This window comes from Stenotrophomonas sp. GD04024 (genome assembly GCF_029837545.1).
Taxonomy (GTDB): Bacteria; Pseudomonadota; Gammaproteobacteria; order Xanthomonadales; family Xanthomonadaceae; genus Stenotrophomonas; species Stenotrophomonas forensis.
In genome coordinates, this window is sequence record NZ_JAOEDV010000007.1 from 62,263 (window position 1) to 80,842 (window position 18,580).

General features: G+C 67.0%; 18 protein-coding genes. 8 read left to right on the forward strand and 10 right to left on the reverse strand.

Going from position 1 to position 18,580, the window contains the following annotated elements:
* Positions 1-167: 167 nt before the first annotated feature.
* The 4 genes from N7590_RS03890 (at position 168) to N7590_RS03905 (ending at position 4,649) form a co-directional block, all read left to right on the forward strand.
* Positions 168-1,043 carry a tryptophan 2,3-dioxygenase family protein gene (locus N7590_RS03890; RefSeq protein ID WP_049456246.1) on the forward strand — a complete coding sequence of 292 codons (876 nt, stop codon included), beginning with the start codon at positions 168-170 and terminating at the stop codon, positions 1,041-1,043.
* 180 nt (positions 1,044-1,223) lie between these two features.
* Positions 1,224-2,723 carry a peptide MFS transporter gene (locus N7590_RS03895; protein ID WP_164241295.1) on the forward strand — a complete coding sequence of 500 codons (1,500 nt, stop codon included), beginning with the start codon at positions 1,224-1,226 and terminating at the stop codon, positions 2,721-2,723.
* A gap of 19 nt (positions 2,724-2,742) precedes the next feature.
* On the forward strand, positions 2,743-3,342 hold the full coding sequence (locus tag N7590_RS03900) for a thioredoxin family protein (RefSeq protein ID WP_053509110.1): 600 nt from the start codon (positions 2,743-2,745) through the stop codon (positions 3,340-3,342).
* A 167-nt stretch (positions 3,343-3,509) separates the two neighbouring features.
* Entirely contained in the window at positions 3,510-4,649 is a 1,140-nt protein-coding gene (locus N7590_RS03905) for a hypothetical protein (RefSeq protein WP_053509112.1), read from the forward strand.
* A 9-nt stretch (positions 4,650-4,658) separates the two neighbouring features.
* On the opposite strand, the gene N7590_RS03910 is transcribed toward N7590_RS03905, so the two are convergent.
* Both N7590_RS03910 and N7590_RS03915 read right to left on the reverse strand, forming a co-directional pair.
* Positions 4,659-5,714: a PDDEXK nuclease domain-containing protein gene (locus N7590_RS03910; protein WP_053509114.1), complete on the reverse strand. Its 1,056-nt coding sequence runs from the start codon at positions 5,712-5,714 to the stop codon at positions 4,659-4,661.
* 378 nt (positions 5,715-6,092) lie between these two features.
* Complete coding sequence (locus N7590_RS03915; RefSeq protein ID WP_053451008.1) at positions 6,093-6,584, reverse strand: MarR family winged helix-turn-helix transcriptional regulator; 492 nt, start codon at positions 6,582-6,584, stop codon at positions 6,093-6,095.
* A 129-nt stretch (positions 6,585-6,713) separates the two neighbouring features.
* Between N7590_RS03915 and hppD the strand changes: the two genes are divergently transcribed.
* Entirely contained in the window at positions 6,714-7,826 is a 1,113-nt protein-coding gene (gene hppD, locus N7590_RS03920) for a 4-hydroxyphenylpyruvate dioxygenase (RefSeq protein WP_008264994.1), read from the forward strand.
* A gap of 85 nt (positions 7,827-7,911) precedes the next feature.
* Entirely contained in the window at positions 7,912-9,219 is a 1,308-nt protein-coding gene (gene hmgA, locus N7590_RS03925; protein ID WP_053509115.1) for a homogentisate 1,2-dioxygenase, read from the forward strand.
* A gap of 81 nt (positions 9,220-9,300) precedes the next feature.
* On the opposite strand, the gene N7590_RS03930 is transcribed toward hmgA, so the two are convergent.
* On the reverse strand, positions 9,301-9,861 hold the full coding sequence (locus N7590_RS03930) for a hypothetical protein (protein ID WP_053509118.1): 561 nt from the start codon (positions 9,859-9,861) through the stop codon (positions 9,301-9,303).
* Between the two features lie 125 nt (positions 9,862-9,986).
* On the opposite strand from N7590_RS03930, the gene N7590_RS03935 reads away from it, so the two are divergent.
* Together N7590_RS03935 and N7590_RS03940 are read left to right on the forward strand one after the other, a co-directional pair.
* Positions 9,987-10,643, forward strand: a complete 657-nt coding sequence (locus N7590_RS03935) for a hypothetical protein (RefSeq protein WP_053451005.1) — start codon at positions 9,987-9,989, stop codon at positions 10,641-10,643.
* 73 nt (positions 10,644-10,716) lie between these two features.
* The gene (locus N7590_RS03940; protein WP_053509120.1) at positions 10,717-11,676 is read left to right on the forward strand and encodes a sodium:calcium antiporter; all 960 of its coding nucleotides are present in this window, start codon (positions 10,717-10,719) and stop codon (positions 11,674-11,676) included.
* A gap of 71 nt (positions 11,677-11,747) precedes the next feature.
* Here N7590_RS03940 and N7590_RS03945 read toward each other — a convergent pair whose 3' ends face one another.
* From N7590_RS03945 to N7590_RS03975, 7 genes are all read right to left on the reverse strand, one after another.
* On the reverse strand, positions 11,748-12,137 hold the full coding sequence (locus N7590_RS03945; RefSeq protein ID WP_053509121.1) for a Na+/H+ antiporter subunit G: 390 nt from the start codon (positions 12,135-12,137) through the stop codon (positions 11,748-11,750).
* The gene (locus N7590_RS03950) at positions 12,134-12,418 is read right to left on the reverse strand and encodes a K+/H+ antiporter subunit F (RefSeq protein ID WP_006399171.1); all 285 of its coding nucleotides are present in this window, start codon (positions 12,416-12,418) and stop codon (positions 12,134-12,136) included. The genes N7590_RS03945 and N7590_RS03950 overlap by 4 nt, the downstream gene beginning before the upstream one ends.
* A complete protein-coding gene (locus N7590_RS03955) occupies positions 12,415-12,921 on the reverse strand; it encodes a Na+/H+ antiporter subunit E (RefSeq protein ID WP_053509123.1) in 507 nt (168 codons plus the stop codon). The genes N7590_RS03950 and N7590_RS03955 overlap by 4 nt, the downstream gene beginning before the upstream one ends.
* Positions 12,918-14,453: a monovalent cation/H+ antiporter subunit D gene (locus N7590_RS03960; protein ID WP_053509125.1), complete on the reverse strand. Its 1,536-nt coding sequence runs from the start codon at positions 14,451-14,453 to the stop codon at positions 12,918-12,920. The genes N7590_RS03955 and N7590_RS03960 overlap by 4 nt, the downstream gene beginning before the upstream one ends.
* Positions 14,450-14,842: a Na+/H+ antiporter subunit C gene (locus N7590_RS03965; RefSeq protein WP_053509127.1), complete on the reverse strand. Its 393-nt coding sequence runs from the start codon at positions 14,840-14,842 to the stop codon at positions 14,450-14,452. The genes N7590_RS03960 and N7590_RS03965 overlap by 4 nt, the downstream gene beginning before the upstream one ends.
* Positions 14,842-17,670 (reverse strand): monovalent cation/H+ antiporter subunit A, encoded by a 2,829-nt coding sequence (locus N7590_RS03970; protein WP_164241293.1) that lies wholly within the window; start codon positions 17,668-17,670, stop codon positions 14,842-14,844. The genes N7590_RS03965 and N7590_RS03970 overlap by 1 nt, the downstream gene beginning before the upstream one ends.
* Before the next feature lie 333 nt (positions 17,671-18,003).
* Positions 18,004-18,489 carry an Mpo1-like protein gene (locus N7590_RS03975; RefSeq protein ID WP_049456234.1) on the reverse strand — a complete coding sequence of 162 codons (486 nt, stop codon included), beginning with the start codon at positions 18,487-18,489 and terminating at the stop codon, positions 18,004-18,006.
* Positions 18,490-18,580: the final 91 nt, after the last annotated feature.

An 18,580-nucleotide genomic window follows, 5' to 3' on the forward strand; every position in this document is an offset into this window, starting at 1 on the left:
CAGAATACGCCTCTGGCTGACTGGCTGCGCAACGGCGTGATCGGTTCCACGCGCAGCCCCGGCATCGGCCGATGCTCCACGGCCAACCGCACGGCCCGGTATGGACCCGGCGGCTGCCAGCGCGGCGGCAACGCGCTACCCTTGCCGCCCCCGATCTGGTCCCGCCCATGTCCGTCGACAACAACCAACGCGATCTCGAAGCCGGCATCCACACCGACCTGCAGGGGCGCCTGACCTATGGCGGCTACCTGCGGCTGGACCAGCTGCTCAGCGCGCAGCAGCCGCTGTCCAGCCCGCCGCATCACGACGAGATGCTCTTCATCATCCAGCACCAGACCTCGGAGCTGTGGCTGAAGCTGCTCGGCCACGAGCTGCGCGCGGCGATCGGCTTCCTGCAGCGCGATGAAGTCTGGCAGTGCCGCAAGGTGCTGGCGCGCAGCAAGCAGGTGCTGCGCCAGCTCACCGAGCAGTGGTCGGTGCTGGAAACGCTGACCCCGTCCGAGTACATGGGTTTCCGCGATGTGCTGGGCCCGTCCTCGGGCTTCCAGTCGCTGCAGTACCGCTACATCGAGTTCCTGCTGGGCAACAAGAACGCGCAGATGCTGCAGGTGTTCGAGCACGACCCGGCCGGGCAGGCGCAGCTGCGCACCGTGCTGGAGGCGCCGAGCCTGTACGAGGAATTCCTGAAGTACCTGGCCCGCTTCGGGCATGCCGTGCCGGCGGTGTACGAAACCCACGACTGGACCCAGCCGCACGTGGCCGACGACGCCCTGCAGCCGGTGTTCGAGCGCATCTACCAGGACACCGACCGCTACTGGCGCGAGTACGCGCTGTGCGAGGACCTGGTGGACCTGGAGACTGCCTTCCAGCTCTGGCGATTCCGTCACATGCGCACGGTGATGCGGGTGATCGGCTTCAAGCGCGGCACCGGCGGCTCGTCCGGGGTGGGCTTCCTCGCCAAGGCGCTGGAGCTGACCTTCTTCCCCGAGCTGTTCCAGGTACGCACCAGCCTGCAGGCGGCGCCCCCGGCCGCATTGGGCTGATCCCCATTCAGCTTGAATCCCGGCCGGCGGCTGGATCGTTTCAGATGCAAGTTCAGCGAGCAGGCGGTGACCTGCCTCAAACGGCGTGTATTTGACGTGAACGCCAGAAGTCGGTGATCCTCGCGCGTTGCTCCACTGCACATCGGACGTGCTCGTCATCCACCGAACCAGGAAACCCGCATGAGCGTAAACGCCACTGCGAACACCCCAGAGCCGGCGCTGCCGGACTTCAAGACCACGCTGGGCCATCCGCGCCCGCTGTGGATGCTGTTCATGACCGAGTTCTGGGAACGCTTTGCGTTCTACGGCATCCGCTGGGCCTTGGTGCTGTACATCGTCTCCCAGTTCTACAACGGCAACGCTGCCGGTGAGGGCGACGCCAGCCGCATCTACGGTGCCTACCTGGCCCTGGTGTACGCCGCGGCGATCTTCGGTGGCTACGTGGCCGACCGGGTACTGGGCTACCAGCGCTCGATCCTGACCGGCGCGATCATCATGGCCGCCGGCCTGTTCATGATCTCGCTGCCGCAGGAGCACATCTTCAAGCTCGGCCTGGCCACCATCATCGTTGGCAACGGCCTGTTCAAGCCGAACATCTCGACCATGGTCGGCAAGCTGTATGGCCTGAAGGACGAGCGTCGCGATTCGGGCTTCACCATCTTCTACATGGGTATCAACATCGGCGCGATGATCGCCCCGGTGCTGACCGAGTACCTGGCCCGCAAGGTCTTCGGTACCTCGGAAATGCCGTCGTACAAGGTCGTGTTCATCGCCTCGGGCGTGGGCATGCTGATCTCGCTGGTGTGGTTCTACATCGGCCGCGCCGGCCTGAAGGGCATCGGTGCACCGCCGGCCGGCGCTGAAGGTTTCGGCCGCATCATCATGGTGCTGGTCGGTGCCGTGGTCGCCATCCCGGTTGCGTACTTCCTGCTGGCCACCGGCGCCACCGCGCTGGCCTGGATCCTGGGCGCGATGTTCACCGCGCTGGCCGTGCTGCTGCTGGTCGAGGGCATCCGCGAGGGCAAGGTGCAGCGCGACCGCGTGATCGCCATGCTGATCATCTTCGCCTTCAACGTGATGTTCTGGATGTTCTTCGAACAGGCCGGCAGCTCGTTCACCTTCCTGGCCGAGAACATCGTCAACCGCCAGATGGGTGACTGGACCTTCCCGACGGCCTGGTTCCAGTCGGTCAACTCGGTGGCCATCATCACCCTGGCGCCGATCATTGCCTGGATCTGGGTGGCCCTGGGCCGCGCCAATCCGTCGATTCCGCGCAAGTTCGGCCTCGGCCTGCTGTTCAACGGCGCCGCCTTCGCCCTGCTGATGTATGCGCTGTCGCAGATGGTCGTGGACGGCAAGATCCCGTTCTGGACCCTGTTCATGGTCTACGTCATCCAGTCGGTGGGTGAGCTGTGCCTGTCGCCGATCGGCCTGTCGATGGTGACCAAGCTGGCTCCGGTGCGCCTGGTCGGCTTCGGCATGGGTGGCTGGTTCCTGTCCACCGGCATCGGCAACAACCTGTCGGGCATCTTCGCCGGTGTGGTCAGTGGTGAAGGCGGCATGACGGTCGAGTCGGCCCTGAAGGGGTATACCTTCGGGTTCTGGGCCCTGATCGGCTCCGGCGTGGTGCTGTTCCTGATCGCCCCGCTGATCAACAAGCTGATGCACGGCGTCAAGTGATGAAGAGAGGGTAGCTGGCATGCGTATGAAGCTCGGTGGTGCAGTGGTGGTGGTCTGTGCGGCGCTGATCGGCGCCTGTTCCCAACCGCAACCGCCTGCCGCCGCCGAGCCGACGCAGCCGCTGGATACCCGGCCCACCGAGCCACCGGTCGCTGACCCCAGCGAACCGGTGGCCTCGGGCAACACCCCGGTGGCGGCGGACATCGCCGCCATCGCCGGGCTCGGCGCGCAGTTCGACCCGGCCCGAGACCCCGCCGACGATCTGGCCACCGCCAAGGTGGAAGCCCAGCGCGGCAAGAAGCGCATCCTGCTCGAGGTCGGCAACGCGGCCTGCGATCGCTGCCAGGCGCTGGACGAGCTGGTGGAAGGCAACGGCGACCTGCGCCGCTTCCGCGACGCCCACTTCGTGTGGGTGAAGGTCAATGCCAGCGACGAACAGCCCAACACCGCCTTCCTCGCCCAGTTCCCGGAAATGGAGCGCGACTACCCGCACCTGCTGGTGCTGGACGCCGACGGCAGCCTGCTGGTGTCGCAGGCCACCGGCGAGCTGCGCCGGGGCGAAGCGTTCCAGCCTGTGCGTGTGAGCGCCTTCCTCAAACAATGGGCCTCTGACCGGTAGTGCCGGCCGCTGGCCGGCAAACGCGGTGGGTGCCGGCCTTGAAGGCGTGGACCTACTGTGGGTGCGGTCACATTCCCTGAATCGCTGACTCAATTTCACGGCGTGGCCGCCGTTACCGGCAAGGACTTCAGTCGACGCTGCGTCGACGCAACCTACCGGAACGCCCCATGCACAGCGACCACGCCGAACGATTGCCCGAAGCTGCCAGCGAACTGGCCGACGCTGGGGCAGGCGACGGCGTGACCCTGCCGCCGCAGGAGGCTTTGCTGGATGACGCCGGCATCGGCGAGGACACCGTCGAACTGGCACCCCCGCGCCACCGCCTGCCGCAGATCGCGCTGCCCGACAACGTGGTGCTCAAGGGCGCGGTGCAGAAGCTGGTCGAGCAGAAATCGCGGCTCGACGCGCTGGCTGCCGAGGGCCAGCTGGCCGGGTTGCTGCCGCCGGAATGGCAGGGCCATGGCGTGCGCGCGATCGAGCTGTCCACCTTCATCCAGGGCGTGCTGCCGTTCCTGCAGCCGGGCGAGCGGGGCGAGACCGCCCCTGCGCGGCTGCCGGTGCGCCACGTGCTGGGCGATGACAGCCGTTGGGGGCTGGATGATGTGTCCGAACCGAAGTCACTGGCCTGGTACCTGGCCAGTGACGAGCGCGCCACCGCCGGCAGCAAGGACGTGGCCGAGGCCTACCTGGTGGGAGCGCTGGGCCTGGCGTGGATGCAGGAAGGGCGCAGCCGCCCCGGCTTCCTGCGTGCGATGGGCCAGGACAGCCTGGCGGCACGGGTGACCATGCTGGGCTACCCGCCGGCCAACGAGCTGGCGCTGTACAGCGTCACCGCGCACGGCCAGCCGCAGATCTGGTGCGTGCATGGCCGTCGCCGCATGCGCCCGCTGGTGGCGCCGTGGCTGAGCGTACCGCTGCTGACCGCTTACGGCGTGCCGGCACCGGTCGCGTGGCCGACCAGCTTCCCGCCGGTGGAGGCGGTTGCCGAACTGCTGGCGACCGCTCGTCTCGGCCGCGCGCTGCCGGAAGTAGATCTGGGCAAGGTGGTGGCGAAGATCGCCGAAGACGCCGCATCCGAAGCCTGGCAGCCGGTCAGCCTGCTGCAGCTCAACACCTGGTCGCCGCGCTGGCACTTCTTCCTGGGCACCTTCGTCGGCCTGCCGTCGCTGCTGCTGGTGGCCGCGGCGCTGGCGCTGCCGGGGGCGGTCGAAGCGGCCACGGTTGCGGCTTCGCTCGGCTTCGCCGGTGGCGCCATCGCCGCGCTGGCGGTGCCGTGGATCCACGCGCGGCGCAAGCACCTGAGCTGATGCATGCGTCTACCGGGGGCTTGGGGGCGCGGTCTGAAGCTGTTGCCGGGCCCGCTCCATGGCGGTCTGCAATCTTTGCTTGAGGACCTCACGAGAGGGCAGAGTGGTCAGGTATTCCGCAACATGGATGCCCGAGCGGTCCAGCTCCAGCAATTCGATCTGGCCGGCTTTCTTCCCTGTGCAGAGGATGATGCCCAACGGCTCCTGCTCGCCGTCCTCACGTTCGTAGCGGTCCAGCCATCGAAGATAGAGTTCCATCTGCCCCTTGTAGGCGGGCTTGAACTCGCCGATCTTCAGTTCGATGGCGATCAGCCTGCGTAGGCGCCGGTTGTAGAACAGAAGGTCCAGGTGGAAGTCATCGCCGTCGATCTGGATGCGTTTCTGGCGGGCGACGAAACTGAAGCCCGTGCCAAGTTCGAGCAGGAAACCCTGCATCTCGCGAAGGATCGCGCTTTCAAGGTCCTGCTCGTCCCAGCTGTCCTTCAGACCAAGAAAATCCAGTACGTAGGGATCACGCAGTACCAGCCCCGGAGACAGCGGCTGGTTGCTGCGCAGTGCCGCCAACTCATCGGCGATGGTCTGCTCGGGTTGGCTGGATAGCGCTGTGCGCTCATACAGCATCGAATCGATGCGCTGGCGCAACGTGCGTACACTCCGGCCCTCGGTGGCGGCCATCTGCGCATAGAAGTCGCGCTTGAGAGGATCCGCCAGTGGGATCAGCGCGATGAAGTGCGTCCAGCTCAATTGTCGTATCAGCGATACGACAATCTGCTCGTCTGCAAATGCGGTTGAGAACTGCACCATCCTGCGCAGGCTCTTCTCACCGAAGGATGTGCCGAATTCGGCAGACAGCGCCTTGGCGATCCGGATGAAGGCAAGCTCTCCGTAGCGCGCCCGCTGCCCAGCCATCTGGTCCACATGGATGCGACGCCCGATTCGCCAATACAGCAGGGTCAGTCCGGCGTTGATGGACCTGTGCATCCTACTGCGTGCCTCGCAGATCAGGTCTCTGAGATCGGCCAGCAATTCCTGGCCATGCGGCAGCGTTGAACACGTGTCATCCATGAGGGAGTCCGTGCGATGTGGATCCGTGGCCGGGCTGATACCCGTTGAACGCTTACCGTCAGGCCGCACACACGGATAGTCCAATAGGAGAACTCACTGGACCAGCCCGTTTCGATACACCAGCCTCGCGGAAACGGGCCGTATCGGGCCAATGCGGAAATGCTGGCGGGCGAGGGCGACACTTCAGGACGGGATCTGCGGGAAGTGAATGCGTTCGACGGCCTCGTTTGCAGTCGGCCCGCCGCCCGCTAGAGAGCGGGTCCCGTCAGATCAAAGGGGGAGGACGACAATCGCCCAGCCACTGTTCCGCTACCGGACAGGGCCGGCACCCGTGACTTGGGGCCCAAAACGACTTAATCCCCTCCGTCCCTTTTTCTTTCACACCCCTTCGCCCATCCGCTCCAGGCCGTCGCCGGCCAGGCGCAGGATCAGCTTCTCCAGCACCTGCTCTTCCTCGTCGCTCAGTACCGACATCAGCTTGCGGGTGATCTCGATCACCATCGGCGCGATGGTTTCGTACACCTCGAAGCCGGCCGCCGACAGTGCCAGCACCGAGCGACGACGATCATCGCCGTGGGTCTCGCGCTTGATGAAGCCACGCTCCAGCAGGCGGGCCACGGCGCGGCTGACCGCCACCTTGTCCATCGCCGTGCGGTCGGAGACCTCGCTGGCCGAGGAACCCGGGTACAGCGCCAGGATGGTGATGACCCGCCACTCGGGAATCGCCAGGCCGTAACGATCGCCGTATAGCTTGGCGATGTTGCCGCTGACCCGGTTGGACAGCACGCTCAGCCGGTAGGGCAGGAACTGTTCCAGGTCGAGCAGGACGTGCGAGGCACGCAGGCGGGTCGAGGCGGGTTCGGGGCTCATGTTGCGGTGCACCTTGCTGGTGGTTTCAAGTGTAACTATAAGGGGTAGGTCCAGACCCTGCATTCTCGCCGGGTCGCCACCTGCCCGCACCTGGTTTGTACCGATGCGGTACCGATTCGGAGCCACGCCATGAATACCGCAGTCCCGACCGCCTCGCACCCCAACCCCGGCATGCAGGTCACCACCTTCGAGAACCCGATGGGCATCGACGGCTTCGAGTTCGTCGAATTCGCCGCCCCGGCCGGCCGTGGCCAGGAGCTGCACGAGTACTTCCGGAAGATGGGCTTCAGCGCGGTGCTCAAGCACAAGCAGCGTCCGATTACCGTCTATCGCCAGGGCGACGTCAACTTCCTGGTCAATGAAGACCCCGATTCGTTCGCTGCCGACTTCGCCGAAAAGCATGGTCCGTGCGCCTGCGGCTTCGCCATCCGCTTCAAGAAGCCGGGCCAGGAGGTCTACCAGACCGCGTTGGGCAACGGCGCCGAAGCCATCGCCTTCAAGCCGGACAGCAAGGCAGTCAACGCGCCGGTCATCAAGGGCATCGGCGACTGCATGCTGTACCTGGTCGACCGCTATGGCAGCGCCGGCAGCATCTTCGACGGCGACTACGAGCAGATCGCGGGTACCGACCTGCACCCGGTCGGCTTCGGCCTGACCTTCATCGACCACCTGACCCACAACCTGTACTTCGGCAACATGCAGCAGTGGTCGGACTACTACGAGCGCCTGTTCAACTTCCGCGAGATCCGCTACTTCGACATCAAGGGCCTGAAGACCGGCCTGGTGTCCAAGGCGATGACCGCGCCGGACGGCATCGTGCGCATCCCGCTGAACGAATCGTCCGACCCGAAGAGCCAGATCAATGAATACCTGGACGCGTACAAGGGCGAGGGCATCCAGCACATCGCCTGCTTCACCGAGAACATCTACGAAACCGTCGAAGCGATGCGCGCGCAGGGCGTGGACTTCCTCGACACGCCGGAGACCTACTTCGACGTGATCGACCAGCGCGTGCCGAACCACGGTGAAGACGTCGCGCGCCTGGCGAAGAACAAGATCCTGATCGACGCCGATCCGGAAACCCACCAGCGCAAGCTGCTGCAGATCTTCACCCAGAACTGCATCGGCCCGATCTTCTTCGAAATCATCCAGCGCAAGGGCAACGAAGGCTTCGGCGAAGGCAACTTCACCGCGCTGTTCGAGAGCATCGAGCGCGACCAGATCCGCCGCGGCGTGCTGTAAGGTCTGCAGGCAATGTCGGCCTCCCGCCGACATTGCCTGTCCAAATGGTAGTGCCGGCCGCTGGCCGGCAATCTCTGGAGTTTCCATGTCCACCGCCCTCACCGCCCGCGGCTACCAGTCCGGTTTCGGCAACGAATTCGCCACCGAGGCCGTGGCCGGTGCACTGCCGGTCGGGCAGAACTCGCCGCAGAAGGTGGCCCACGGCCTGTATGCCGAACAGCTGACCGGCACCGCCTTCACCGCGCCACGCGGCAGCAACCGCCGCAGCTGGCTGTACCGGATACGGCCGGCGGTCACCCATGGCGAGTTCACCCCGTTCGCGCAGTCGCAGCTGCAGTGTGATTTCGGTACACAGCCGGCCTCGCCGAACCAGCTGCGCTGGAGCCCGCTGCCGTTGCCGGAGCTGCCGACCGACTTCGTCGAAGGCCTGTACACCATGGGCGGCAACGGCTCGCCCGATGCGCATGCCGGCGTGGGCATCCACCTCTACGCTGCCAACCGCGACATGGTCGGCCGCTACTTCTACGACGCCGATGGCGAGCTGCTGATCGTGCCGCAGCTGGGCGCGCTGCGCCTGCTGACCGAGATGGGCGTGATCGAGATCGAGCCGCAGCAGATCGCGGTGATCCCGCGTGGCGTGCGCTTCCGGGTGGAACTGCCTGACGGCCCGAGCCGCGGCTACATCTGCGAGAACTACGGCGCGCTGCTGAAGCTGCCCGACCTCGGCCCGATCGGCTCCAACGGCCTGGCCAACCCACGCGACTTCGAGACGCCGCACGCGGCGTTCGAGGACGTGGACGGTGATTTCGAACTGATCGCAAAGTTCGACGGCCGCCTGTGGCGGGCCCCGATCGACCATTCGCCGCTGGACGTGGTGGCCTGGCACGGCAATTACGCGCCGTACCGCTACGACCTGCGCCGCTTCAACACCATCGGCTCGATCAGCTATGACCACCCGGATCCGTCGATCTTCCTGGTGCTGCATTCGCCCAGCGACACGCCGGGCACCAGCAACATGGACTTTGCGATCTTCCCGCCGCGCTGGCTGGTGGCGCAGAACACGTTCCGTCCGCCGTGGTTCCACCGCAACATCGCCAGCGAGTTCATGGGCCTGGTACATGGTGCTTACGACGCCAAGGCCGAAGGCTTCGTGCCGGGCGGCGCGTCGCTGCACAACTGCATGAGCGGCCACGGCCCGGATGCGCCGACTTTCGACAAGGCCTCCAATGCCGATCTGTCGAAGGCGGACGTGATCAAGGACACCATGGCCTTCATGTTCGAGACCCGCGCGGTGATCCGGCCGACCGCGCAGGCGCTGGCCGCCGGCCATCGCCAGGGCGATTACCAGCAGTGCTGGAGCGGCCTGCGCAACAATTTCCGGCCGTCCCGCTAGCTTGGTAGGTGCCGACCTTGGTCGGCATGGATCCTGACCGCATCCACGCCATGCGTGGATGATTCCCGCCGGAACCTGTGCTTACGCGGCTTCGGCGAAGGCGTCGCAATGCTCCAGCGGCAGTGCCTCCAGCAGGCGCTGCCGCACACGCTGGCAATAGCCGTCCGAGGTCAGTCCGGGCAGCATCTGCATCGCCGACTGCAGCCGCTGCAGCACTTCGTCTTCCGCACGCGCCTGCTGCAGGTCGCGGAACAGGGCCGCCGCCTGCGGGTGGCGCTGCATTTCCAGGATGCCCAGTACATAGATGCGCGCGGCCACCAGCGAGCGGCGGCGTTCGACCGGCGCCGTGGGCGCTGGTGCGGGTGCGCTGGCCGTGATGGGCGTCGGGGACGGTGGCGCAGCGGGCCGTGCGGCCGGTGCGGCGGGCGCCGGCAGCGGTGCTGTGGTCGGCCCGGTGTCCAGGTAACCGCTCTGCACCAGCTGGATCACCATGGCGGGCGCTTCCTGGCCGAGCAGGTCGGTCAGTTCGGCGACAGTGCGCTGGCCGTCGCACAGGATCAGCAGCCGGCGCTGGCGCATGTCCAGCGGCGCGCGGTGGGCCTGCAGCGCGGTTCGGGCGAGATCGGTCTTGCGCGGTTGCATGGAAGGGACTGGCGAGTCGGTGCAGGCCGAGCCTGAACGAAGGCGATGAAACCGCGATGACAATGCAGCGCCTGCACGCGCATTGCGCTAGCGTGCAGCCACCTTCGTGCCAGGGAACCGCACTGATGAAGCACCTTCCGATTGCTGGTCTGATGCTCCTTTCGCTTACCGCCTGCAACGGTGGCTCCGACAAACAGGGCGCCGCGGGCAGCGGCAGTGACACGCCGGCGGAAACCGCTTCGGCAACCGGGCCGGCACAGTCGGCGGATCCGGATCTGGCCGCCCGCCCCGCCAATGACCTCCGGGCTGACAGCCCAGCGCGCCTGGACGGCTTCGCAGGCGCCAAGCTGGGCGCCAGCATCGCCGAGGTCCGCACGGGATTTGGAACGCCGCTGCAGGGGCTCGGCACCGATGCGGCCGGCAAGCCGCTGCCGGCCGACGACAGCAACGATGGCTGCTACTTCCTGCGTCCGCAGGACGCCGAGGATCCGCGCCTGATGATCGAAGGCCGCAAGCTGGTGCGCTATGACGTGCGCAGCGCCGCGATCATCGCACCGGGCGGCGGCAAGGTCGGCATGACCCTGGGCGAGCTGCAGGTGCTGTACCCCGAGCGCGCCGATGTCGGCCCTGACAAGTACGACGAGAAGGCCCAGCACCTGCGTGTGCGCCCGGCGCAGGAAGGCGATGCGGTGATCGACTTCGCGCTGGGTGCCGACGGCAAGGTCGGCGCATGGCGGGTCGGCAAGACTCCGCAGGTCGATTACGTGGAAGGCTGTGGCTGATCCTTGATCCACGGCCCAGCCACGCGCGCGGGGCCAGCGTAGAATCGCGCCACGACCGCTGGGGGAGTGCTCGATGATCGCCATTGCCATTGCCTGGTTCCTGCTCGGCCTGCTGCTGCTGGCGCTGGGCGGGGACTCCATCGTCAAGGCCGTGTCCGGCCTGGCCCAGCGCTTCGGGGCCAGCCCGTTCACCGCCGGCCTGCTGCTGCTTGGGGTGACCACCTCGTTGCCGGAACTGGCGGTCAACGCGCGGGCGTTGGCGGTCGGCCAACCCGAGTTGGCATTGGGCAATGCAGTCGGCAGCAGCATCGCCAACCTGGGCATGACCCTGGCCCTGGCGGCGATCGCCGCACCGTTGCTGCTGCGCGCGCGCCTGCAGTCGGTGCTGTGGTGGTCGCTGCTGGCGGCTGCTGCGCTGCTGATCCTGTTCGGCCTCGACGGCCGGCTGGTGCGCTGGGAAGGCGGCGTGCTGGTCGCCGGCTTCATCGTCATGCAGGTCGTGCTGCTGCGCCGTGGCCGCCGCGAGAGCGCGGACGTGCAGGCGGCCATCGCCGAATCCGCGCTGAGCCGCACCAGCCTGCCGTTGAACATGCTACGCGTGCTGATTGCCGCATTGACGCTGTACTGGGGCGCACGCCTGGTGGTCGGTGCGGCGGCTGATTTCGGAACCGCGCTGGGCTGGACGCCACTGCTGGTTGGCCTGCTGCCGGTGGCAATCGGCACCGCATTGCCGGAGGTCGCCGCCGCCATCGCGGCCGCGCGTCGCGGTCATGGCGACATGGTGCTGGGGCATGTGCTGGGTTCCAGCGCGGTCAACCTGCTGCTGGTGATCGGCGCGATGGCCATGCTGCAGCCGCTGGCGCTGCCGGCGTCGTTCGTGCGCCTGGAACTGCCGGCGCTGCTGGCGTTCGCCCTGGTGCTGTACCCGATGCTGCGTGGCGACCTGAAGATCAACCGCGGCGAAGGCGCGATCCTGCTGGTCGCGTTCGTCGGCTGGCTGGTGCTGGAAGTGCTGCTGGTGGGCGCACCCTGAGGTAGTGCCGGCCGCTGGCCGGCAACCTCGTTGCCTTACGGAACCTTGCGGTTGCCGGCCAGCGGCCGGCACTACCGGTTCTGCGTGGTCTCTTCTTCCCGCACCGGTTCCGGCGGCGGCATCTGCTCTTCGGCAGCCGGTTCGTTGCCCGGCAGGCTGGGCCGCTTTTCCATCAGCAGCGACAGCGCGGCCTTGGCCATCATGTGCGCGCTGATCGGCGCGGTGATGAACAGGAACACGGTGATCAGCAGCTCACGCGGCTGCGGGTCCTGGCCGAGGAAGATGTGGTAGCACACCGAACACACCAGCACGCAGCCCACGCCCAGCGTGCTGGCCTTGGTGGGGGCATGCAGGCGCTTGAAGAACGTGGACAGCTTCACCAGGCCCAGTGCCCCGACCAGGATGAAGAAGCAGCCGAACAGCAGCAGGATCGACAGGCCGATCTGGATCGCGGTGATCATTCGACGATGTCCCGGCGCAGCACGAACTTGCTCAGCACCACGGTGCTGCCGAAGCCGAGCATGGCGATGACCAGCGCGGCTTCGAAGTAGATCGCGGAGTTCAGGTACATGCCGAACAGCATCAGCTCGGCGATGGCGGTCACCGACAGGGTGTCCAGCGCCAGGATGCGGTCGGGCACGGTCGGGCCGCGCAGCAGGCGCCAGGTGGCCAGCAGCATGGCCAGGCCGACCACGTGCATGCACACCACCAGCGTGGTCTGGATGATCTGGAATCCAGTCATGGGAAGATCTCCATCAACGGGGCTTCGTAACGTCGCTTGATCGTGTCGATCAGGTCCTGCGGATCCTCCAGGTGCAGCACATGCACCATCAGGAACCTGCGGTCGTCGCTGAGCACGGCCGAGACCGTGCCCGGGGTCAGCGTGATCATGCTGGTCAGTGCGGCGATACCGTGGATGTTGGCGATGTCCAGCGGCAGCCAGATGAAGCCCGGGCGGATGTTCTTCTCCGGGCCCAGCACCTGGGTGGCCACGCGGATGTTGGACATCAGGATGTCCCACAGGGTCACGCACAGCAGTTTCGGCAGCGGTCGCAACGTGCCGATGCGGGCGAACTCGCGGTCCAGGCGTGCGGCGAACAGGGGCACCACCACGCCCAGCACCAGCCCCAGCACGATCTGGCCGACGGTGAAGCTGTCGGACATCAGCAGCCAGAACGCCACCACCATGATGCTGAGCATCGGCGAGGGAATGATGCGGCGGAACAGGGAGCGCTGGGCGGTCATGGCTGGCGGATCTCCGGCGTGGTCGCACGCAGCTGCTGCACGTACTCGCTGGGGTGCAGCAGCTGTGCGGCAGTGGCGTCGGTGTAGCGCATCAGCGGTGCGGCGGCCAGGGTCATGCCGATGCCGTAGGCCAGCAGGATGCAGGCGGCATACAGCTCGACCCGGCGCAGCCGTGCCTTGCGTGGCGGCGGCGCTTGCGGATCGACCGGCGGCACGCGCCAGAACAGGCGGATGCCGCCGCGGGTCAGGCCCATGATCACCAGCAGGCTGCTGACCAGCACCGCGGTCCACACCGGGCCGGTGTACTGCGCCGGCATGCCGGCCAGCAGCGCGGCCTTGGCCAGGAAGCCGGACAGTGGCGGCAGGCCGGCCACCGACACCGCGCCAATCAGGAACAGCACCGCCGGGGTTTCCTTGCCCGGCATCGGCGCGACCACTTCCTTGCGGTCGCTGGCGCCACCGCGGCGGCGGCGGATCAGGTCGGCAATCAGGAACAGCGCGGCGGCCACGAAGCTGCTGTGCGGCAGGTAGTACAGGCCAGCGGAGAGCACCTGTGGCGTACCCACGGCGAAGGCGATGAACAGCGTGGCCGCCGAGACGATCACCAGGTACGAGATCAGCACGCGCAGGCGGGTCGCGGCCAATGCACCGAGGCCACCGAGCACCAGCGTCGCCACGCCGGCCCACAGCAGCCAGTCGCGGCCGTAGCCGGCCATCGCACCGGCGTCGTCGCCGAACCACAGCATCTGGATGCGCAGCACCGCGTACAGGCCGACCTTGGTCATGATCGCGAACAGCGCCGCCACCGCCGCTGGTGCACGCGAATAGGCTTCCGGCAGCCACAGGTAGAGCGGCATCAGCGCGGCCTTGGCGCAGAACACCAGCAGCAACAAGCCCATCGTCGCCTTGACCAGGGTCAGCTGCGCCGGCGGCACCTCGGCGATGCGCTGCGACAGCTCGGCCATGTTCAACGAGCCCAGCGAGGCATACAGCAGGCCCAGCGCGATCAGGAACAGGGTCGAGGCGGTGACGTTGAACACCACGTAGTGCAGGCCGATGCGCATGCGCAGGCCACGGCCGCCGCTGAGCAGCAGGCCGTAGGAGGCGATCAGCATCACCTCGAAGAACACGAACAGGTTGAAGATGTCGCCGGTCAGGAACGCGCCGTTGAGGCCGACCAGCTGGAACTGGAACAGCGCATGGAAGTGCGGCGCGCGGCGGTCCCAGCCCGAGCAGGCATGCAGCAGGCAGGGGATGGCCAGCAGCAGGGTGGTCAGCAGCATCCACGCCGACAGCCGGTCGGCCACCAGTGCGATGCCCAGCCGCGACGGCCAGTCGCCCAGCAGGTAGACGTTGATCTCACCGCTGGCGGTGGTGGCGAACAGCAGCCCCACCGCCAGGGCCAGCGCCGACAGCGAGGTCCAGGCCACCGCGCGCTGCACCCTGGGGCCATAGCGGCGGTGTTCGACGAACAGCGACAACGCAGCACCCAACAGCGGAATCAGGATCGGCAGGATCACCAGATGGTTCATGCGCGGTCCTCGCCCTGGCGCGGCGGCATGCCCTCGTCCTGCAGGTCGTCATCCGGCTCGTGGGCGTCCACGTGGTCGCTGTGGTTGTCGCTGCGGCTGCGCATGGCCAGCACGATGCTCACCGCGGTCATCGCAAACGCGATGACGATGGCAGTGAGCACCAGTGCCTGCGGCAGCGGGTCGGTGTAGTTGCCGAGGTGGCTGTCCACGCCCTCCTGCAGCACCGGCGCCTTGCCCAGCACCACGCGGCCACCGGCGAAGATCAGCAGGTTGGTCGCGTAGGACAGGAAGGTCATGCCGAGGATCACATCGAAGCTGCGCGCACGCAGCAGCAGGTAGATGCCGATGGCGGTCAGCACGCCGATCGCGGTGGCCAGGGCCAGTTCCATCAGTGCATCTCTCCGGTGCGTGCCGAACGGCGTTGCAGGTCGATCTCGCCCTTGCGGGCGGTGCGGGTGCGCGACGGTTTGATCGTGCCCATCATCGACAGCATCAGCATGGCGCCGCCGAACACCACCAGGTAGACGCCGATGTCGAAGCCGATCGCACTGGCCAGCGGCACGTCGCCGATCAGCGGCAGGTGCAGATCGAGGTGGCCACTGGTCAGGAACGGCACGCCGAACAGCATCGAGGCGCTGCCGCTGAGCAGGGCGATCAGCAGGCCCATGCCGATGCAGCGGATGTAGTCGAAGCCGAAGCGTGATTCCACCGACGCGGTGCCCTGGATCACGTACTGGATCAGCAGCGGCACCGCCAGCACCAGGCCGGCGATGAAGCCACCGCCCGGCGCGTTGTGGCCGCGCAGGAACAGGAAGATCGACACGGTCAGGGTCAGCGGGAACATGATCTGGGCCAGGTCGGCCGGCACCGGCAGCTTGATCGGCGGGCCGGGCATGATCTGCTCCGGTGCCATCCGCGTGCGCCGCAGCAGCGCATGCACCACCAGCGCTGCGATGCCAAACACGGTGATCTCGCCGAAGGTATCGAAGCCGCGGAAGTCGACCAGGATCACGTTGACCACGTTCTGCCCATACGCCTCGGGCAGCGCCCGGCCCAGCAGCTCGCCGGCCATGGTGTTGGGCGGCAGGGTCATCGCCGAATAGGCCAGCGCGCCGAGGCCGCCACCGGCGAGGATCGCGATCACCGCATCGCGGCGCTTGCGCCAGCGCGGCCGCTCCGGCCCGGATTGCGCGGGCAGGTAGTTCATGCCCAGCAGCATCAGCACCAGGGTGACCATCTCCACCAGCAGCTGGGTCAGGGCCAGGTCGGGCGCGGACAGGAACACGAAGGTCAGCGCCACCATCAGGCCGACGCCGCCGACCAGCAGCACCGCCAGCAGGCGCTGCTTGTAGACGCGCAGGGTGGCCACTGCACAGGCCATCATCACCAGCCACAGCGCCCAGCCCAGCAGCGGGATCGGCTGCGGTGCGGTCCAGTTCGGCGAGGCCGGATTGGCCACGAACGGCGCCGCAGCAACCACGATCGCCACCAGCACCAGGCCCAGCAGCATGCGCTGCAGGCTGCCGTTGGCGATGCCGTTGGTCAGGCGCATGGCCAGCGCGGACACCGCATCCAGCTGTGCATGGAACACGTTGCGACCGGTGCTGACGTTGGTCACGCCGTGCAGGTTGATCAGCTTGCGCAGCCCGAAGTAAAGCGCCACGCCACCGACCACGCCGATCGCGCTCATCGCCAGCGGCAGGTTGAAGCCGTGCCACACCGCCAGGCTGTACTCGGGCATCGCCGGGCCGAGAATCGAGGCAGCGGCGGCGTGCAGCACCGGTGCCACGGTCAGTGCCGGAGCCACGCCCACCGCGATGCAGATCACCACCAGCAGTTCCACCGGCACCTTCATCCAGCGCGGCGGCTCGTGCGGCACGCGATCCAGGTCGTGCGGGCCGGGGCCGAAGAAGGTGTCGTGCACGAAGCGCAGGCTGTAGGCCACGCCGAACACACCGGCCAGCAGCGCGGCGATCGACACCGCCGTACGCATGATGCCTGGGCCGCCCGCGGTGATCGCTTCGGCGAACAGCATTTCCTTGGACAGGAAGCCATTGAGCAGCGGAATGCCGGCCATCGCCAGCGAGGCGATGATCGCCAGCGCACTGGTGAACGGCATCAGCCTGCGCAGCCCGCCCAGCTTGCGCATGTCACGGGTGCCGGTCTCGTGGTCGATGATGCCGGCGGCCATGAACAGCGAGGCCTTGAAGGTGGCGTGGTTGAGGATGTGGAACACGCCGGCCACCACCGCCATCGGCGTGGACAGGCCGAACAGCAGGGTGATCAGGCCCAGGTGGGAAATGGTCGAGTACGCCAGCAGGCCTTTCAGGTCGTGCTGGAAGATCGCGTTCCAGGCGCCGATCAGCAGGGTCAGTGCGCCGATGCCGCTGACCGTGTAGAAGAACAGGTCGCTGCCGGCCAGCGCCGGGTGCAGGCGCGCCAGCAGGAACACGCCGGCCTTCACCATGGTGGCCGAGTGCAGGTAGGCCGAGACCGGGGTCGGTGCCGCCATCGCGTGCGGCAGCCAGAAGTGGAACGGGAACTGCGCACTCTTGGTGAAGATGCCGGCCAGCACCAGGAACAGTGCGTACGGGTACAGCGCGCTGGCGCGGATCTGCTCGCCGGCAGCCAGCACCACGTCCAGGTCGAAGCTGCCGACGATGCGGCCGATCAGCAGTACGCCACCGAGCAGGGCCAGGCCACCGCCGCCGGTGATCACCAGCGCCATGCGCGCGCCCTCGCGGGCGTCCTGGCGGTGCGACCAGAAGCCGATCAGCAGGAACGAGCTGATGCTGGTCATTTCCCAGAAGATCATCAGCAACAGCAGGTTGCCCGACAGCACCATGCCCAGCATGGCGCCCATGAACAGCAGCAGGTAGCAGTAGAAGCGGTGCGCGCTGTCCTGCTGGCTCAGGTAGTAGCGCGCATACAGCACCACCAGCGCGCCGATGCCCAGCACCAGCCCGGCGAACATCCAGGCCAGCCCATCCAAGCGCAGGGTGAAGTCCAGGCCGATCTGCGGCAGCCAAGGCACCATCGTGCGCACCACCTGGCCATCGAGCACGGACGGGGTCAGCCAGCCGAGGATGGCCAGCCCGCCCAACGGCGCCAGCGCCGCCAGCCAGGCAGCAGTCGAGCGCGAACTACGGGGGAAGGCCGCAACGGCCGCTGCCATCAGGAAGGGCAGGGCCAGCAGCAGGGGCAGGCTGGGGAGCATGCAGGGAATCCATGATTCACGAGCAGGTCAGGGAGGATAACAGGCTGCGAAATGTCGCCGAAACCCATCGAACAGCGATCAATTGCATGTAACGTCCGCTGATTCATCTTTTTTGCGGCGCAGCATCACGTTCCTGCATCACCTCCCCGGTTGCCCTCGGGGGACACCCTACGCCCGCGCAGGGAGACCGCAGGCCCTGTCGCACAGGGGCTGCCGTCGACGGGCGGGACGTGGGGAGCGGTTCACCGGCGCAGGCTGGCAGGGCCGCCGTCGAGTGCGGGTGACGGAACCCGCCCGTTCAGGAAACGACGGCCGCTGCCGGCCGCCGGCACCTCAGTAGCGCCAGTCGAGCTTTCGATAGGCCTTGGCCATCACCCAGGCCGGGCCGATCAGCAGGTAGGTCAGGTCGGTCAGGAAGCTGGGCTTGCGGCCCTCGAACTTGTGGCCGATGAACTGCGCGACCCACGCCACCACGAACACGCCCACCGCCAGCCAGAACAGGTTGTGCAGGCCGATCTCGGCCTCCAGCAGGCGGCACAGGCAGCCGAACACGAAGAACTGGATGAGCATGCCGATGCCCAGCGGGCGCGACAGCTTGTTGTAGAAGCACCAGGCGCTGAACATCGCGAACGCCGACCAGATGCCGTACTGGAACCAGGTGATCAGCGGCGGCAGGCACCACAGCAGGGCCACTACCGACCAGAGGATGGCCGGCACCGCCACCACGTGGATGCGCTGGTTGATCACATTGCGGTGGTCGTCGGAGTAGCTGGCGAAGTAGCGGTCGATCGGCCGCGCAAGCTGGGTGGTGGTCTGCATGCTGCGTTGCTTCCTCGGACAACGGTAGTGCCGGCCGCTGGCCGGCAATCCAGAGCATAGCCGAGTTCGCGAGGTTGCCGGCCAGCGGCCA

What these genes read in the sequence shown, in the direction of transcription:
- N7590_RS03945 (WP_053509121.1), bottom strand. Translation starts at nt 12,137, where the DNA reads ATGATCACCGCGATCCAGATCGGCCTGTCGATCCTGCTGCTGTTCGGC.
- N7590_RS03935 (WP_053451005.1), top strand. Translation starts at nt 9,987, where the DNA reads ATGAAGCACCTTCCGATTGCTGGTCTGATGCTCCTTTCGCTTACCGCC.
- N7590_RS03910 (WP_053509114.1), bottom strand. Translation starts at nt 5,714, where the DNA reads ATGGATGACACGTGTTCAACGCTGCCGCATGGCCAGGAATTGCTGGCC.
- hmgA (WP_053509115.1), top strand. Translation starts at nt 7,912, where the DNA reads ATGTCCACCGCCCTCACCGCCCGCGGCTACCAGTCCGGTTTCGGCAAC.
- N7590_RS03960 (WP_053509125.1), bottom strand. Translation starts at nt 14,453, where the DNA reads ATGAACCATCTGGTGATCCTGCCGATCCTGATTCCGCTGTTGGGTGCT.
- N7590_RS03930 (WP_053509118.1), bottom strand. Translation starts at nt 9,861, where the DNA reads ATGCAACCGCGCAAGACCGATCTCGCCCGAACCGCGCTGCAGGCCCAC.
- N7590_RS03955 (WP_053509123.1), bottom strand. Translation starts at nt 12,921, where the DNA reads ATGACCGCCCAGCGCTCCCTGTTCCGCCGCATCATTCCCTCGCCGATG.
- N7590_RS03905 (WP_053509112.1), top strand. Translation starts at nt 3,510, where the DNA reads ATGCACAGCGACCACGCCGAACGATTGCCCGAAGCTGCCAGCGAACTG.
- hppD (WP_008264994.1), top strand. Translation starts at nt 6,714, where the DNA reads ATGAATACCGCAGTCCCGACCGCCTCGCACCCCAACCCCGGCATGCAG.
- N7590_RS03915 (WP_053451008.1), bottom strand. Translation starts at nt 6,584, where the DNA reads ATGAGCCCCGAACCCGCCTCGACCCGCCTGCGTGCCTCGCACGTCCTG.
- N7590_RS03965 (WP_053509127.1), bottom strand. Translation starts at nt 14,842, where the DNA reads ATGGAACTGGCCCTGGCCACCGCGATCGGCGTGCTGACCGCCATCGGC.
- N7590_RS03940 (WP_053509120.1), top strand. Translation starts at nt 10,717, where the DNA reads ATGATCGCCATTGCCATTGCCTGGTTCCTGCTCGGCCTGCTGCTGCTG.
- N7590_RS03890 (WP_049456246.1), top strand. Translation starts at nt 168, where the DNA reads ATGTCCGTCGACAACAACCAACGCGATCTCGAAGCCGGCATCCACACC.
- N7590_RS03975 (WP_049456234.1), bottom strand. Translation starts at nt 18,489, where the DNA reads ATGCAGACCACCACCCAGCTTGCGCGGCCGATCGACCGCTACTTCGCC.
- N7590_RS03895 (WP_164241295.1), top strand. Translation starts at nt 1,224, where the DNA reads ATGAGCGTAAACGCCACTGCGAACACCCCAGAGCCGGCGCTGCCGGAC.
- N7590_RS03900 (WP_053509110.1), top strand. Translation starts at nt 2,743, where the DNA reads ATGCGTATGAAGCTCGGTGGTGCAGTGGTGGTGGTCTGTGCGGCGCTG.
- N7590_RS03950 (WP_006399171.1), bottom strand. Translation starts at nt 12,418, where the DNA reads ATGACTGGATTCCAGATCATCCAGACCACGCTGGTGGTGTGCATGCAC.
- N7590_RS03970 (WP_164241293.1), bottom strand. Translation starts at nt 17,670, where the DNA reads ATGCTCCCCAGCCTGCCCCTGCTGCTGGCCCTGCCCTTCCTGATGGCA.